We start from the raw sequence: 14,870 nt of genomic DNA, 5'->3' as shown, positions 1-14,870 counted from the left end.
CATTAGGCATGTTATATTGTTTCAATATAGACATTGGAACGCTCTATCATGCCTCCTCGTAGACTTACCCAACTGGCTGGTCTGGCCTTGGGATTGTTGCTCGACCCCGCCTGCGCCGAAGACAGCTACGCCAAAGACAACACTGTCGAACTGGACACCATCAGCGTCACCGGCGACGCCTATGAATCTGCCACGGGCCCCGTCAAAGGCTATCGCGCCACCCGCTCTGCCAGCGCGACCAAAACTGACACGGCCCTGCGTGACATTCCTCAATCAATCAGCGTGATTCCCGCCACGGTGCTCAACGACTTGGGCAGCACCAATGTCGAACGCGCCCTGGAATTCGCCGGCGGCGTGTCCAAGCAAAACAACTTCGGCGGCCTGACGCTTTACGAGTACAGCGTGCGCGGCTTCACCACTTCGCAGTTCTACCAGGATGGTTTCAGCGCCAACCGTGGCTACCCGAGCACGCCAGACGCGGCCAATATCGAGCGCATTGAAGTGCTAAAAGGCCCCGCCGCCAGCCTCTACGGGCGTGGCGATCCCGGCGGCACCGTCAATATCGTCAGCAAAAAACCCCAGCCGCAAGCCTTCACCACCGTGCAAACCAGTGCCGGCAGCTGGGACCGCTACCGCACAGCCCTTGATGTGAACACGCCACTGGACGGCGACGGCCGCGTGCTGTCGCGCGTAAACCTGGCGGTGGAAGACAATCACAGCTTTCGCGATCACGTTGACGCCAAGCGCGTATTTGTCGCGCCGTCTTTCAGCTGGCAATTGGACCCGGACACTCGCCTGCTTGTGGAAAGCGAGTTCGTGCGCCACAGCTCAACCTTCGACCGTGGCATCGTCGCGCCCCATGGCATGTCCCGCTCCACCTTCCTCGGCGAGCCCAACGACGGCAACATCCGCAACCACAACAACCGCCTCCAGGCCGCCGTGGAACACCACCTCAACGACGCCTGGCAACTGCGCCTCGCCAGCCACTATAAACAGGGCAGCCTGTGGGGCGACGCCTCGGAAAGCCGCGCGCTGAATGCCGACGGCCATACCGTCAACCGCCGCTACCGCCAACGCTCTACCGGTTGGCATGACAGCATTACCCAGCTCGAACTGCGCGGCCTGTTCGACATCGGCAGTTGGCAGCATGAACTGCTGATCGGCAGCGAGTACGAGGACTACCGCAAAAAAGAACGCGTGACGGCGATTGCCGGCAGCCTCTACCCCATCGACATCTATAAACCGATCTATGGCCAGACCAAACCCAACGGCGCGCGCTCCGGCACCGACGTTTTCGAACAGGTGAAGAGCCAGGCACTGAACCTGCAGGACCAGATCGTTTTCACCGACCGCCTGCGCGGCATGCTCGGTGCGCGCTTCGAACACGTCGAACAAAGCACCGATGACTTCACCCGCAACCACGCCAAGGGCCGGCAAACCCATGATGCCCTGACCCAACGCGCCGGTTTGCTCTACCAGCTCACGCCGCAGGTCGGCGTGTTCGCCAACGCATCAACGTCGTTCAAACCGAACAGCGGCCTGGATGCCGGCGGTAAATCCTTCGAGCCAGAAGAAGGCGTCGGTTATGAAATAGGGCTCAAGAGCGAGCTGTTCGACGATCGCCTGAGCACCACCCTCGCCGCCTTCCACATCGAAAAGAAAAATGTCCTCGCCCTCGATCCCGCCACCGACACCCAGCGCGCCATGGGCAAGGCGCGCAGCCAGGGTGTCGATCTGCAACTGAGCGGGCAAGTGACCGACGCCGTACGCGTCATCGGCGCCTTCGCCTACATCGACGCCGAGGTGACCAAGGGCGACAAAGCCATCCCCACCGGCAGCCGAATTCTCGGCGTGGCCAAGCGCAGCGCCAGCCTGTTGGGCGTGTATGAATTCCAGAATGGCGTGTTGCGCGGCTCGGACCTGGGCGCAGCGTTCACCTACGTCGGTGACCGCTCCGGCGAGGCCGGCAGTCGTTTCGAACTGTCCGCCTACCACACCGTCGACCTGCTGGCGCATTACAAAGCCAGCGACAACGTCACCGTGGGCCTGAACCTCAATAACCTATTCGACGAAAAGTACTACGAGCGCTCCTACAGCAACTACTGGGTCACGCCCGGTGAGCCGCGCAACGTCACCGTCAGCCTGACCCTCAACCTGTAAAAGGACGCTCCCATGCAAGCCTTGAAATCCCTGGCCGTGCTCGGCCTGCTGTTTGCCAGCCAAGTTTCTGCCCACGGCCTGTGGACCGAACAGCGACGCGGCAATATCGAAGTGATCTACGGCCACGGCGCCGAGGACAACGCCTTCAAGGCCGAGAAAATCAGCGGCGCCTGGGCGTATGACGCCAGCGCCAGGATGATCCCGGTCAGCGTAGAACGCCTTGCCGACCACGCACGCCTCAAGCCGCTCAAATCGCCCGCCGTTTTAGCGGTCGCCCTGGATAACGGCATGTGGTCGCAGACGCCGGACAAGAAGTGGATCAACCAGGGCCGCCGCCATGTGCCGGGGGCGATTGCATCGACCCAGACCTTCAAGTACAGCCTGGCGATTTATCAGCCGGGGGCGAAGTTGCCGAAGCTGGATCAGATCAAGCTGCTGATCCTGCCTGAAGTGGATCCGCTGACCGTAGGACCTGGCCGATCACTGCCGGTGCGTGTGCTATTGGATGGCAAGCCTGCGGCGGGGATCAAGCTGGTGGGCGACTATCGCAATGCACCAAACACCTTGAGCACCGAGACCGACAAAGACGGTCGCGCCCAGGTGCTGGTGCGTAACGAAGGGTTGAATGTGATCGCGGCGCAGGTGGAGATCCCGCTCAAGGACAATGCCGATGTGGCGACGCGCGGGCTGTTCAGTTCGCTGACGTTCCTGGGTGAACCGCATCACGAATAAACCCTAAAAAACACTGTGGGAGCGGGCTTGCTCGCGAAGGCGCTGCATCAGTCAATACATTCGTTGACTGACACCTCGCATTCGCGGGCAAGCCCGCTCCCACAGTTGATCTCTATCGTTTCGACAATCTGATCACAGCGCCAAGGGCGCCCGCTCACACAACGTGTTCAGCGCCGCAGCCCACTGCGGGTCATCATTGAGGCACGGCACCAACACCAACTCCTCGCCCCCTGCTTCGCGGAACTGCTCCAACCCACGATCACCAATCTCTTCCAGCGTCTCAATGCAATCGGCAACAAACGCCGGGCACATCACCAGCAGCTTTTTCACGCCTTGCTGGGCCAGGGCTTCCAGGCGGGCTTCGGTGTAGGGTTCGATCCATTTCGCCCGGCCCAGGCGCGACTGGAATGCCACCGACCACTTGCCATCCGGCAGGCCCATGCGCGCGGCAAATTCCCGTGCAACGCTGAAGCACTGCGCGCGATAGCAGGTGGCAAGCACCTCGGGCGACGCGTTCTGGCAGCAGTTCGCATCCTTGAAACAATGCCCGCCGGTGGGGTCGAGCTTTTTCAGATGACGCTCGGGCAGGCCGTGAAAACTCAGGAGTAAATGATCGTAATCCTGCTCGACATACGGCCGGGCGCTCGCAACCAGTGCCTCGAGGTATTCCGGCTGATCGTAAAAGGGCTGCAGGATCGAAAACTGCACGTTGAGCTTTTTGTCGCGCACCACACGCTTGGCTTCTTCAATCACGGTGGTCACGGTGCTGTCGGCAAACTGCGGGTACAACGGCGCCAGGGTGACTTTCTTAATCCCCTGGGCAGCCAGGCGCGTCAGCGTCGTTTCAAGCGACGGTTCGCCATAACGCATCGCCAGCTCCACTGGGCCCTGGGTCCACTGCGCGGTCATTTGCTGCTGCAAACGACGACTCAAGACTACAAGCGGTGAACCCTCGTCCCACCAGATCGACGCGTAGGCATGCGCCGACTGCTCGGGGCGCTTGATCAGGATCAGCGACACCAGCAACCGCCGCACCGGCCACGGCAGGTCGATCACGTAAGGGTCCATCAGGAACTGATTGAGGTAGCTGCGCACATCGGCCACCGAGGTGGAAGCCGGTGAACCCAGGTTGACCAGTAACAACGCGTGATCCGTCATGCAACATCCTATGGCTAGAAGCGGCTGGACAAGTCTTCCAGGGCCGCGTGCAACTCAGTGAACTGAAAAGTGAAACCGGCCGCCAACAGCCGTTCGGGCACGGCTTTTTGCCCGCCGAGCAACAACCCGGACAGCTCACCCAGCCCGACCTTCAATGCAAACGCCGGCATCGGCATGAACGCGGGACGGTGCAGCACCTGGCCCAGGATCCTGGCGAATTCGCGGTTGCGCACCGGGTGTGGCGCGCAGGCATTATAAGGACCGCTGGCGTCGGCTTTGTGCAGAAGAAAATCAATCAGGGCGATTTGATCTTTGATATGAACCCACGGCATCCACTGCCGACCATCGCCGATCGGCCCGCCCAGCGCCAGCTTGAACGGGAGCAACAGCCGCGACAAAAAGCCGCCTTTCGCCGCCAGCACAAGGCCGGTGCGCACCAGCACCACGCGGATGCCCATGGCTTCGGCGCGCAGGGCCGTTTCTTCCCAGGCGATACACAGCTGGCTCGGGAAGTCGTCCTGCACCGGGCCGCTGGCCTCGGTCAATTCGCGTTCGCCGCCGTCGCCGTACCAACCGACCGCCGAACCGGAAATCAGCACCTGCGGTTTTTGCGCCTGGCCTTCCATCCACGCCAACAGCGTTTCGGTGAGGCTGATGCGGCTGCTCCACAACAAGGTCTTGCGCCTTTTGGTCCAGGGCCGATCAGCAATGGGCGCGCCGGCCAGATTGACCACCGCATCCACGCTGCCGATCACGTCTTGCAAGCGGCCAACGCCCAACACTTGCGCACCGCACCACTTGGCAACGGTGTCCGGTTCACGGCTCCAGACGGTCAAGCGATGCCCTTGGGCAAGCCAGTGTTGGCAAAGCTGGCGACCGATCAAGCCGGTACCGCCGGTCAGCAAAATATGCATGGGACACTCCTCATGTAACGTTCGCCGCCGATCACTGGTCTATTTTATAAGCAGGGATCAATTGCAATCGGGCGCGGCTGTTGGTTAAGCCTCAGCTTTAACCATAGGCCACGCCGTAAGAACAGGTACGCCAAAACTTATACCAAAAAACAATATTGTACAGCTATTGGTGTCGGCGTAGTCTGTACCCAACGGTAAAACGAGGCCTCCCATGACTGTTCCCATCGCGATCATCGGCACCGGCATCGCCGGTCTCTCCGCCGCCCGAGCGTTACGAGACGCGGGGCACGCTGTACAACTCTTCGATAAAAGCCGCGGCAGCGGCGGCCGCATGTCCAGCAAGCGCAGCGACGCCGGCGCGTTGGACATGGGTGCGCAATACTTCACCGCCCGCGACCGGCGCTTCGTCAACGAGGTGCAACGCTGGCAAAGCAACGGCTGGGCCGAGCAGTGGAAACCCCAGCTGTACAACTTCAAGTCCGGTCAGCTCACGCCCTCTCCCGACGAGCAAATTCGCTGGGTCGGTACGCCGCGCATGAGTGCTATCACCCGTGCGCTGCTGGATGATTTGCCGGTGGAATTCGGTTGCCGCATCACCGAAGTGTTCCAGGGCAAACAGCATTGGAACCTGCTGGACGCCGACGGCGGCAATCACGGCCCGTTCAGCCACGTCGTGATTGCCACGCCGGCGCCCCAGGCCACCGCGCTGCTCGCCGCCGCGCCGAAGCTGGCGGGTGCCGCTGCTGGGGTGAAAATGGACCCGACCTGGGCCATCGCCCTGGCTTTCGACAAACCTCTGGACACGCCGATGGAAGGCTGTTTCGTCCAGGACAGCCCTCTCGACTGGCTCGCGCGCAACCGCAGCAAACCCGGGCGCGATACCACCCTCGACACGTGGGTGCTGCACGCCACCAGCGCGTGGAGCAAGGCGCACCTGGACTTGCCCAAAGAAGCTGTGATCGAACACCTGCACGGCGCTTTCGCTGAGTTGCTGCACAGCGCCATGCCCGCGCCTTCTTTCAGCCTGGCGCATCGCTGGCTGTACGCGCGACCCTCCAGCGCGCATGAATTCGGGGTACTGGCCGATGCTGACCTGGGCTTGTATGTGTGCGGCGACTGGTGCCTGTCCGGTCGGGTCGAAGGCGCATGGCTCAGCGGCCAGGAAGCGGCGCGACGCTTGATCGAGCACCTGCAATGAACCGCATCAATCCCGCCAAACTGCTGCTGTCGAAGTGGACAGCAGCGCGTCCTCGCAACAAGGAGAAACACTTCTTGGTCACCGAATTGTTTCGTGACGAGGAAGGCACTGTGCTGGAAATCGAGCTGCAAGCCGTCATGACTCGCCGTGCTGAACGCCTGACCTGGCAAACCCTGCAGAACGCCGAAGATTGGCGAATCGGCTGGAAGTAGCTCGCCCGAAAATACTTGTACAAAATATTTGACTTGTACAGCATCAAACCTATGATGAGATTTAGTTGTACAGACTTAAGAGTTTGTACAGGAATCTCGGAGAGGTTTGAACATGTCCAGCACCGGAAAACCGAAGATCGCCATCAGCGCCTGCCTGTTAGGCGAGAACGTGCGCTTCAATGGCGGACACAAACAATCCCTGCTGTGCAGCCAGACGCTCGCTGACTACTTCGACTTCGTGCCGTTGTGCCCCGAAGTTGCCATCGGCCTGGGCATCCCCCGCGAACCGATCCGCCTGGTGGGCGACCCTGCCCAGCCGCAGGCCGTCGGCACGGTGCGCCGTGATCTCAACGTTACGCAGCCACTGGACGAATACGGCCAGCAGATGGCCCTGGAACACACCGATCTGTGCGGCTACATCTTCATGCAAAAGTCCCCGTCGTGTGGCTTGGAACGGGTCAAGGTCTACCGTGAGAACGGCACACCTGTGGACGGCGGCGGGCGCGGCATCTACGCGCAGGCGTTCTGCGCGCGCCACCCCAACCTGCCGGTGGAAGAAGACGGCCGGCTGAATGACCCGGTGTTGCGGGAAAACTTCCTGACCCGCGTCTTTGTGTACGCCAGCTGGCAGCAACTGCTGGCCGATGGCCTGACCCGCCACCGCCTGTTGGCGTTCCACTCGCGCTACAAATACCTGCTGATGGCCCACAGCCCGGTGCATTACAAAAGCCTCGGCCACCTGCTGGGCAGCATGGGCAAGGACACCTCTCTCGACGCACTGGCCGCCGGCTATTTCAGCGAGCTGATGACCGGCCTGAAAAAATGCGCCACCCGCGGCACTCACACCAATGTGCTGCAACACATCAGCGGCTACCTCAAGCAGGCCATCAGCGCCGACGACAAGCAGGAAATGCAAACCGTCATCGGCCAGTACCGCACCGGCATCGTGCCGCTGGTGGTGCCGCTGACCCTGCTCAAACACCACTTCCGCCAACACCCGGACCGTTACATCGCGCAGCAGGCTTACCTGCAACCGCACCCGGAAAACCTCAGCCTGCGTAATGCGATCTGACCCATGAAAAGTACATTATGAAAGCTGCCCTGCAAGACGAACCCGGCGAAGACATCGCCCAAGCCCTCCAAGACGGCTGGCTGCCGATTCGCGAAGTGGCGCGCCAGACCGGCGTCAACGCCGTGACCCTGCGCGCCTGGGAACGCCGCTACGGCCTGATCGTGCCCCAGCGCACGCCCAAGGGCCACCGGCTGTTCAGCGCCGAACACGTGCAACGCATCCACACCATCCTGACCTGGCTCAACCGCGGTGTGCCGGTCAGTCAGGTCAAAGGCTTGATCGACTCCGCCCAGGTCAGCCCCGACACCGTCGAAAACGAATGGCACGCCCTGCGCCAGAACCTGGTGGGCGCCATCAGCGCGTTGGCCGAGCGCCGGGTCGACGATGCGTTCAACCAAGCCATGGCGTTGTACCCGCCACGTACCCTGTGCGAACAGTTGCTGCTGCCGCTGCTGCAGGAACTCGAGCAGCGCTGGCAAGGCCAGTTCGGCGCGCAGATGGAGCGGGTATTTTTCCTGTCCTGGCTGCGCAGCAAGTTCGGCGCACGCATCTATCACAACAATCGCCAGCTGCAAGGCTCCCCGCTGCTGCTGGTCAACCACTCGGACCTGCCGCTGGAGCCGCATCTGTGGCTCAGCGCCTGGCTGGCCAGCAGCGCCGATTGCCCAGTGGAAGTCTTCGATTGGCCGTTGCCGGTCGGTGAGCTGGCGTTAGCGGTGGAGCACCTGCAACCGCGGGCCGTGCTGCTGTATTCGAGCAAGGCCCTGCAGGTGTCGACACTCACCAAGCTGCTGGGCGGCGTCGGTTGCCCGACGCTGATTGCCGGACCAACGGTATGCATCCACCAGGCCGAGTTGGCCGTATTAACCCGTGAAACCCCTGAATTGTTCGTGGCCGAAGACCCGTTGTCGGCCCACTTGATTCTGATCCAGCGTGGACTTCTTTAAATGCATTTGATCTGGCTGCGCACCGACCTGCGCCTACACGACAACACCGCCCTGGCCGCCGCCTGCCAGCGAGGCCCGGTTGCGGCCGTGTACCTGATCACTCCCGAACAGTGGCTGGCCCACGATGACGCACCGTGCAAAGTCGACTTCTGGCTGCGCAACCTGCAGCACTTGAGCCAGGCGCTCGGCAAGCTGAACATTCCCCTGCTGATCCGCACCACAGCGACTTGGGACCAGGCGCCCGCCGTGTTCGGCACGCTGTGTCGGGAGCTGTCGGTCGAGTCGGTCCACGTCAACGAGGAATACGGCATCCACGAAACCCGCCGCGATGCCGCCGTGGCTCAGGCTCTGGAAGCCCAGGGCGTGACGTTCCACAGCTACCTGGACCAATTGCTCTTCCAGCCCGGCAGCGTGCTGACCAAAACCGGCACGTACTTCCAGGTCTTCAGCCAGTTCCGCAAGGTCTGCTACAGCCGCCTGCACAGCGCCCTTCCCCGTTTGGTGGCAACACCCAAAGCCCAGGCGCCGATCAAGCTCAAAAGCGATCCGATACCTGCACAGGTCCAAGGGTTCGAGCCGCCCAGCGAAGCCTTGCGCGCGCTCTGGCCGGCCGGTGAAGACGAAGCACGCCGCCGTCTCGACGCCTTCGCCGATCAACAAATCAGCTACTACAAAGATGAGCGCGACTTCCCGGCCAAACCCGGCACCAGCCAACTGTCCGCCTACCTTGCCGCCGGCGTAGTTTCGCCCCGCCAGTGCCTGCATGCCGCCTTGCAAACCAACCAGGGCGAGTTTGAAAGCGGCGACATCGGCGCGATCACGTGGATCAACGAGCTGCTCTGGCGCGAGTTCTACAAGCACATTCTGGTCGGCTATCCACGGGTGTCGCGCCACCGTGCGTTCCGTCCCGAGACCGAAGCGGTGGCCTGGCGCGATGCGCCCAAGGACCTCGCCGCCTGGCAGCAAGCGCGCACCGGCCTGCCGATCATCGACGCCGCCATGCGCCAGTTGCTCGAAACCGGCTGGATGCACAATCGCCTGCGCATGGTGGTCGCGATGTTCCTGACCAAGAACCTGCTGATCGACTGGCGCGAAGGCGAGCGCTTCTTCATGCGCCACCTGATCGACGGCGACCTGGCCGCCAACAACGGCGGCTGGCAGTGGAGCTCCTCCACCGGCACCGACTCGGCGCCGTATTTCCGGATTTTCAGCCCGCTGAGCCAGTCGGAAAAATTCGACAGCGAAGGCGTGTTCATCAAGCACTGGCTGCCGGAACTGGCGGCGCTGAACAAGAAGGAAGTGCACAACCCCGAGGCGGCCGGCGGCCTGTTTGGCGTGGCCTATTACCCACGCGCTATCGTCGACCTGAAAAAGTCCCGCGCGCGCGCCCTGGCCGCCTTCCGCAGCCTGCCCTCGCGCCAGGGGGTTGCCGAACATGAGTGACTTCCTGCACCGGTTCGCCCAGGCCTTTGCGACGCTGGACAAGCACAACCTGCACCTGCTCGACAGCCTGTACAGCAAGGACATCGCCTTCACCGACCCGCTGCATGAAGTGCACGGGCTGACGGCGCTGCACCGCTATTTCACCGAACTGTATGGCAATGTGAGCCAGCTGCGTTTTGACTTTCACGGCTTCGACCAAGTGGCCGAAGGTGAAGGCTACCTGCGCTGGAAGATGAGTTTTTGCCATCCGCGGCTGAACAGCGGCAAGGTGATCCGGGTTGAAGGCTGCTCACACCTGATGTGGCGCGACAAGGTGTACCGGCACCGGGATTATTTCGATGCAGGCGCTCTGCTCTACGAACACCTGCCAGTAGTCGGCCGGGTCATCAGTTGGCTGAAAAGGAGAATGGGATGAGCCTTACACCGCCCCGCCGATATTGGCTGACTGGCGCCAGCAGTGGCATTGGCGCGTCGCTGGCCGTGGAGCTGCTCAACAGCGGCGCCCACGTGGCGCTCAGCTCACGCACGAAAGGCCCGCTGGAAGCCCTCGCCCAACGTTATCCAGGCCAAGTGCTGGTGGTGGCCGGCGACCTGACCAACAGCCAGACCGTGCGTGAGATTGGCGAGCATATCGGCGTGGTCTGGGGCTCCGTCGATACGGTCATTCTCAACGCCGGCACCTGTGAATATGTCGATGCCAAGCAATTTGATGCATCGATTGTCGAGTACGTGGTGCGCACCAACTTGCTGGCCAGCAGCTATTGCATCGAAGCCGCGCTGCCGCTGTTGCGCGCCGGGCATTCCCCGCACCTGGTGGGCGTAGCCAGCGCGGTCACCTACCTGCCCATGCCCCGCGCCGAAGCCTATGGTGCGTCCAAGGCCGGGCTGCGCTACCTGTTCGAATCCCTGCGCATCAGCCTGTCGCCCGAGAACATCGACGTCACCGTGATCAGCCCGGGCTTTGTCGACACACCGCTGACCGAACGCAACGACTTCCCGATGCCCCTGAGCTGGTCCGCCGACAAGGCCGCGCGGCATATCTTCGCCAAGCTGGCAAAACGTCCGCTGGAAATCGCCTTTCCCGCCATGTTTATCGCCACCTTGTGGCCCCTATCGAAGCTGCCCAACCGTGCGCAACTGATCATCGGCAAACGCATGTTGCGCAGCCCGCCACCGAAGAAGGACGACCTGTGAAGATCGCCATTATCGGCAGCGGCATCGCCGGGCTGACCAGCGCTTACCTGCTCAGCCGTCGCCACGACATCACTGTGTTCGAAGCGGGCGAGCGCATTGGCGGGCATACCCACACGGTCAACGTCACGGTTGAGGGCAAAAGCTACGCGGTGGACACCGGGTTTATCGTGTTCAACGACTGGACCTACCCCAACTTCATTCGCTTGCTGGGGCAGATTGGCGTCAGCTTCAAACCCACCGAAATGAGTTTTTCGGTGTGCGACCAAAGCGCCGGATTCGAGTACAACGGCAACAACCTCAACAGCCTGTTTGCCCAACGCCGCAATATCCTGTCGCCAGGGTTCTGGGGCATGTTGCGCGATATTCTGCGCTTCAATCGCCAGGCGCCGCTGGACCTGCAGGAACAACGCATCAGCGCTGAAATGACGCTGGGCGATTACCTCGAAGCCGGCGGCTACGGCCCACGCTTTATCCGGCATTACATCGTGCCGATGGGCGCGGCGATCTGGTCGATGTCCCTGGCCGACATGCTCGGCTTTCCGTTGCAGTTCTTTGTGCGCTTTTTCAAGAACCACGGTTTGCTCTCGGTGAACAACCGGCCGCAGTGGTGCGTGATCGAGGGCGGGTCGAGCAGCTACATCGAGCCGCTGACGCGCAGCTTTCGCGAACAGGTGCGCCTCAATTGCCCGGTGCATAACGTCGAGCGCACCGACGAGGGCGTTGTGATCCACAGCGCCGCCGGCAGCGAGACGTTTGACCGGGTCGTGTTGGCCTGCCACAGCGACCAGGCCCTGGCCTTGCTGGCCGACCCCAGCACGGCGGAACAGGAAATCCTCGGCGCGCTGCCTTACGCCGACAACGATGTGGTGCTGCACACCGACACGCGCCTGCTGCCGGACCGCAAGCTCGCCTGGGCCAGCTGGAATTATCGGCTGACCGGCGATACCCAAACCCAGGCCGCCGTCACTTACGACATGAACATTCTGCAAGGCATCGACAGCGCCACCACCTTTTGCGTCAGCCTCAACCAGACGCCGATGATCAACCCGCTGAAGATCCTCGCGCGCTACACCTACGCGCACCCGCAATACAGCCTCGCGGCGGTCGCTGCCCAAGCGCGCTGGGAAGAATTGGCAGGCACGCGCAACACCTTTTTTTGCGGCGCCTACTGGGCCAATGGTTTCCACGAAGACGGCGTGGTCAGCGCTTTGCGCGTGGCTCAAGCCTTTGGAGAAACCCTGTGAACAGCGCCCTGTACAGCGGCTGGATCGCCCATCGCCGGTTTGCGCCCAAGGCTCACGCCTTTCGCTACCGCATCGGCCTGCTGTACCTGGATTTGAGCGAACAAGACGAAGTGCTCGGGCTGTCGCCCCTGGCCGGCGCTAGCCGCCTGGCGCCCTTTGGCTTTCGCCAGCAGGATTACCTGCGTGAATTCACGCGCCACGGCATGAGCTTGAGCGATGCCGTGCGCCAGGAAGTTGGCAAGGCGCTGGGGCGCGAGCCCCAGGGCGTTATCTGCCTACTGACCCAGGCTCGCAGTTGGGGCCTGGCTTTTAACCCGGTGAGTTTCTTCTACTGCTTCGAGGCCGATGGGCAACTGGCCGCGATCCTGTGTGAAGTGACCAACACCCCATGGCGCGAGCGTTATCACTACGTGCTGCCGGCCCAGGCGCTCGGCGCCGATGAGCATCAGCACTTCGCCGTGGCCAAGGCCTTCCATGTGTCGCCGTTTTTGCCACGCGACCTGGAATACCGCATGAGTTTCAGCCCGCCCGCCGCCAAGCTCGGCGTGCACATGGCCGACTGGCAAGGTGAGCTGAAGGTTTTCGACGCCACGCTGAGCCTGCACAAGGAAGCGTTGAACCGCGCCAGCCTGCATCGCTACCTGTGGCGCTTCCCGTGGATGACCGCCAAGACGTGCCTGGCCATTTACTGGCAGGCCATGCGCCTGTTGCTCAAACGCACACCGATTTTTTCCCATCAGGCCGCCGATGGCGCCTCTCGCACCGCAGTCGGGTATACCAAGGATCGCCGCCATGAAATCCCCTAGCTTATCGGTCAAGACCAATCGCCTGAACGTCAACGGCATGACCAGCGCATTGCTGCGCAAGGCCGTGCTGCGCCAACTCAGCCAACTGCGCCACGGCCAGCTGGTGGTGATCGAGGACGGCGAACGCCAAGTGTTCGGTGCCCGCGAAGCGCACCTGCTGGGGGAAATCCAGATCCTCGACTCGGCGGTGTGGGGCCTGGTGGCGGCCAACGGATCGATCGGCGCCGGCGAGGCGTTTATCCACGGTTACTGGACCAGCCCGGACTTGACCGCCGTGGTGCGCGTGATGGTCAGCAACCTGGAGGTGCTCGACGCCATGGAAGGTGGCCTGGCGCGCCTGGCACGCCCCTTTACTCAAGGCCTGCACTGGCTCAACCGCAATACGCGCAAGGGCTCGCAGAAAAACATCGCCGCCCACTATGACCTGGGCAATGACCTGTTCGAAGAATTCCTCGACCCGACCATGATGTACTCGGCGGCGCAATTTCTGACGCCCGATGACACCCTGGAACAGGCGCAATTGAACAAGCTGGAACGCATCTGCCAAAAGCTTGCACTCAAGCCCACCGACCATCTGCTCGAAATCGGCACCGGCTGGGGCAGCATGGCGCTGTACGCAGCGCAGCATTATGGCTGCAAAGTCACCACCACGACCTTGTCCAAAGAGCAGTTTGCCTACACCCAAAAGCGCATCGATGCCCTGGGACTGCAGGGCCAGGTGACCCTGTTGTTGCAGGACTACCGCGACCTGACCGGTCAATACGACAAGCTGGTGTCCATCGAGATGATCGAGGCGGTGGGCCATCGCTTCCTGCCGACCTACTTCAAGCAGTGCGCGCATTTGCTCAAGAGCGACGGCCTGATGCTGCTGCAAGCCATCACGATTCGCGAGCAGCGTTTTGAGCAGGCCAAGAATAGCGTCGATTTCATCCAGCGCTATATTTTCCCCGGCGGCGCCCTGCCCTGCGTGCAGAACATGCTGCACATCGTCAGCCGCGACACCGACATGAACCTGCTGCACATGGAAGACTTCGGCCTGCACTACGCAAAAACCCTGCGCCTGTGGCATGAGAACTTCCGCCGCGCCCATGGCCGCCTTGCCGAGTTGGGCTACGACGAATACTTCCTGCGCTTGTGGGAATTCTATTTGTGCTACTGCGAAGGTGGGTTCATGGAACGAACGATAGGCACCGCGCAGTTGCTGCTGGCCAAACCTGCGGCAATCAACCCACCCTTGCTTGGGCGCTTCAGTGCTTAAATCGCTGGCGAACGCCGTACTGTTCCAGTGCGGCTGGTTTGCCTGTGTGCTGGGGGGCGACAGCGAATGGTTGCTGGTGGTCGGTGCAGTGCTGGCCATCCACCTGCTGTGGATAAGTTCATGGTCGCGGGAAGGCCAGGTGATCCTCGCCGTCACGTTGTTTGGCACTGTGGTGGATACCGCATTGCGCACCTTTGGCGTCTTTCATTTCAGTTTTCCGGGGCCGCTGATCCCGTTTTGGCTGGTGTTGCTGTGGGCGTTGCTCGCCACCACGCTACGCCATTGCCTGGCCTGGAGTGCCCAGCCCTGGTGGCGCGCCAGCGTGTTGGGCGCAGTCGGCGGGCCGTTGTCTTATTACGCGGGCAGCCAATTGGCCGGCGTGAGTTTCGGTTACGGCACGGCGCCAACCCTGATTGGCCTGGCGCTGCTTTGGGCGCTGGTGTTCCCGGTGCTGCACTGGATCGCCCGACAACTGGGGCACTGACGTCCGTCAGAGCTTTCACACCTACCTGACACGCTTGCCTTACACTGC

15 protein-coding genes are annotated in these 14,870 nt (G+C 62.0%); 13 read left to right on the top strand and 2 right to left on the bottom strand.

Annotated features, from left to right (window positions below; genetic code table 11):
- Window positions 1-48 precede the first annotated feature (48 nt).
- Complete coding sequence (locus tag FPT15_RS25350; protein ID WP_145165588.1) at window positions 49-2,160, top strand: TonB-dependent siderophore receptor; 2,112 nt, start codon at window positions 49-51, stop codon at window positions 2,158-2,160.
- 12 nt (window positions 2,161-2,172) lie between these two features.
- Window positions 2,173-2,892 (top strand): DUF4198 domain-containing protein, encoded by a 720-nt coding sequence (locus tag FPT15_RS25345; protein WP_145165587.1) that lies wholly within the window; start codon window positions 2,173-2,175, stop codon window positions 2,890-2,892.
- Between the two features lie 132 nt (window positions 2,893-3,024).
- Here FPT15_RS25345 and hemH read toward each other — a convergent pair whose 3' ends face one another.
- Together hemH and FPT15_RS25330 are read right to left on the bottom strand one after the other, a co-directional pair.
- On the bottom strand, window positions 3,025-4,050 hold the full coding sequence (gene hemH, locus FPT15_RS25335) for a ferrochelatase (protein WP_106578576.1): 1,026 nt from the start codon (window positions 4,048-4,050) through the stop codon (window positions 3,025-3,027).
- A 14-nt stretch (window positions 4,051-4,064) separates the two neighbouring features.
- The gene (locus FPT15_RS25330; protein ID WP_145165586.1) at window positions 4,065-4,964 is read right to left on the bottom strand and encodes a TIGR01777 family oxidoreductase; all 900 of its coding nucleotides are present in this window, start codon (window positions 4,962-4,964) and stop codon (window positions 4,065-4,067) included.
- Window positions 4,965-5,175: 211 nt separating this feature from the next.
- Between FPT15_RS25330 and FPT15_RS25325 the strand changes: the two genes are divergently transcribed.
- From FPT15_RS25325 to FPT15_RS25275, 11 genes are all read left to right on the top strand, one after another.
- Window positions 5,176-6,162 (top strand): NAD(P)/FAD-dependent oxidoreductase, encoded by a 987-nt coding sequence (locus FPT15_RS25325; RefSeq protein WP_106578574.1) that lies wholly within the window; start codon window positions 5,176-5,178, stop codon window positions 6,160-6,162.
- Complete coding sequence (locus tag FPT15_RS25320) at window positions 6,159-6,374, top strand: TIGR02450 family Trp-rich protein (RefSeq protein ID WP_094948912.1); 216 nt, start codon at window positions 6,159-6,161, stop codon at window positions 6,372-6,374. Before FPT15_RS25325 ends, FPT15_RS25320 begins: the two co-directional genes overlap by 4 nt.
- Before the next feature lie 112 nt (window positions 6,375-6,486).
- Window positions 6,487-7,446 (top strand): DUF523 and DUF1722 domain-containing protein, encoded by a 960-nt coding sequence (locus FPT15_RS25315; protein WP_145165585.1) that lies wholly within the window; start codon window positions 6,487-6,489, stop codon window positions 7,444-7,446.
- Window positions 7,447-7,463: 17 nt separating this feature from the next.
- A complete protein-coding gene (locus FPT15_RS25310; protein WP_145165584.1) occupies window positions 7,464-8,393 on the top strand; it encodes a MerR family transcriptional regulator in 930 nt (309 codons plus the stop codon).
- A complete protein-coding gene (gene phrB / locus FPT15_RS25305) occupies window positions 8,394-9,836 on the top strand; it encodes a deoxyribodipyrimidine photo-lyase (protein ID WP_145165583.1) in 1,443 nt (480 codons plus the stop codon).
- Complete coding sequence (locus FPT15_RS25300) at window positions 9,829-10,251, top strand: nuclear transport factor 2 family protein (RefSeq protein ID WP_145165582.1); 423 nt, start codon at window positions 9,829-9,831, stop codon at window positions 10,249-10,251. Before phrB ends, FPT15_RS25300 begins: the two co-directional genes overlap by 8 nt.
- Complete coding sequence (locus FPT15_RS25295) at window positions 10,248-11,030, top strand: SDR family oxidoreductase (RefSeq protein WP_106578568.1); 783 nt, start codon at window positions 10,248-10,250, stop codon at window positions 11,028-11,030. Before FPT15_RS25300 ends, FPT15_RS25295 begins: the two co-directional genes overlap by 4 nt.
- On the top strand, window positions 11,027-12,274 hold the full coding sequence (locus FPT15_RS25290) for an NAD(P)/FAD-dependent oxidoreductase (RefSeq protein ID WP_145165581.1): 1,248 nt from the start codon (window positions 11,027-11,029) through the stop codon (window positions 12,272-12,274). The genes FPT15_RS25295 and FPT15_RS25290 overlap by 4 nt, the downstream gene beginning before the upstream one ends.
- Window positions 12,271-13,080: a DUF1365 domain-containing protein gene (locus FPT15_RS25285; RefSeq protein ID WP_145165580.1), complete on the top strand. Its 810-nt coding sequence runs from the start codon at window positions 12,271-12,273 to the stop codon at window positions 13,078-13,080. Before FPT15_RS25290 ends, FPT15_RS25285 begins: the two co-directional genes overlap by 4 nt.
- Entirely contained in the window at window positions 13,067-14,338 is a 1,272-nt protein-coding gene (locus FPT15_RS25280) for a cyclopropane-fatty-acyl-phospholipid synthase family protein (protein WP_145165579.1), read from the top strand. The genes FPT15_RS25285 and FPT15_RS25280 overlap by 14 nt, the downstream gene beginning before the upstream one ends.
- Complete coding sequence (locus FPT15_RS25275; protein ID WP_145165578.1) at window positions 14,331-14,822, top strand: DUF2878 domain-containing protein; 492 nt, start codon at window positions 14,331-14,333, stop codon at window positions 14,820-14,822. Before FPT15_RS25280 ends, FPT15_RS25275 begins: the two co-directional genes overlap by 8 nt.
- Window positions 14,823-14,870 lie beyond the last annotated feature (48 nt).

This window comes from Pseudomonas sp. RGB (genome assembly GCF_007713445.1).
Taxonomy (GTDB): domain Bacteria; phylum Pseudomonadota; class Gammaproteobacteria; order Pseudomonadales; family Pseudomonadaceae; genus Aquipseudomonas.
Note: the sequence above shows the minus strand (reverse complement) of the source record. Positions and strands in the feature narration are given on the sequence as shown.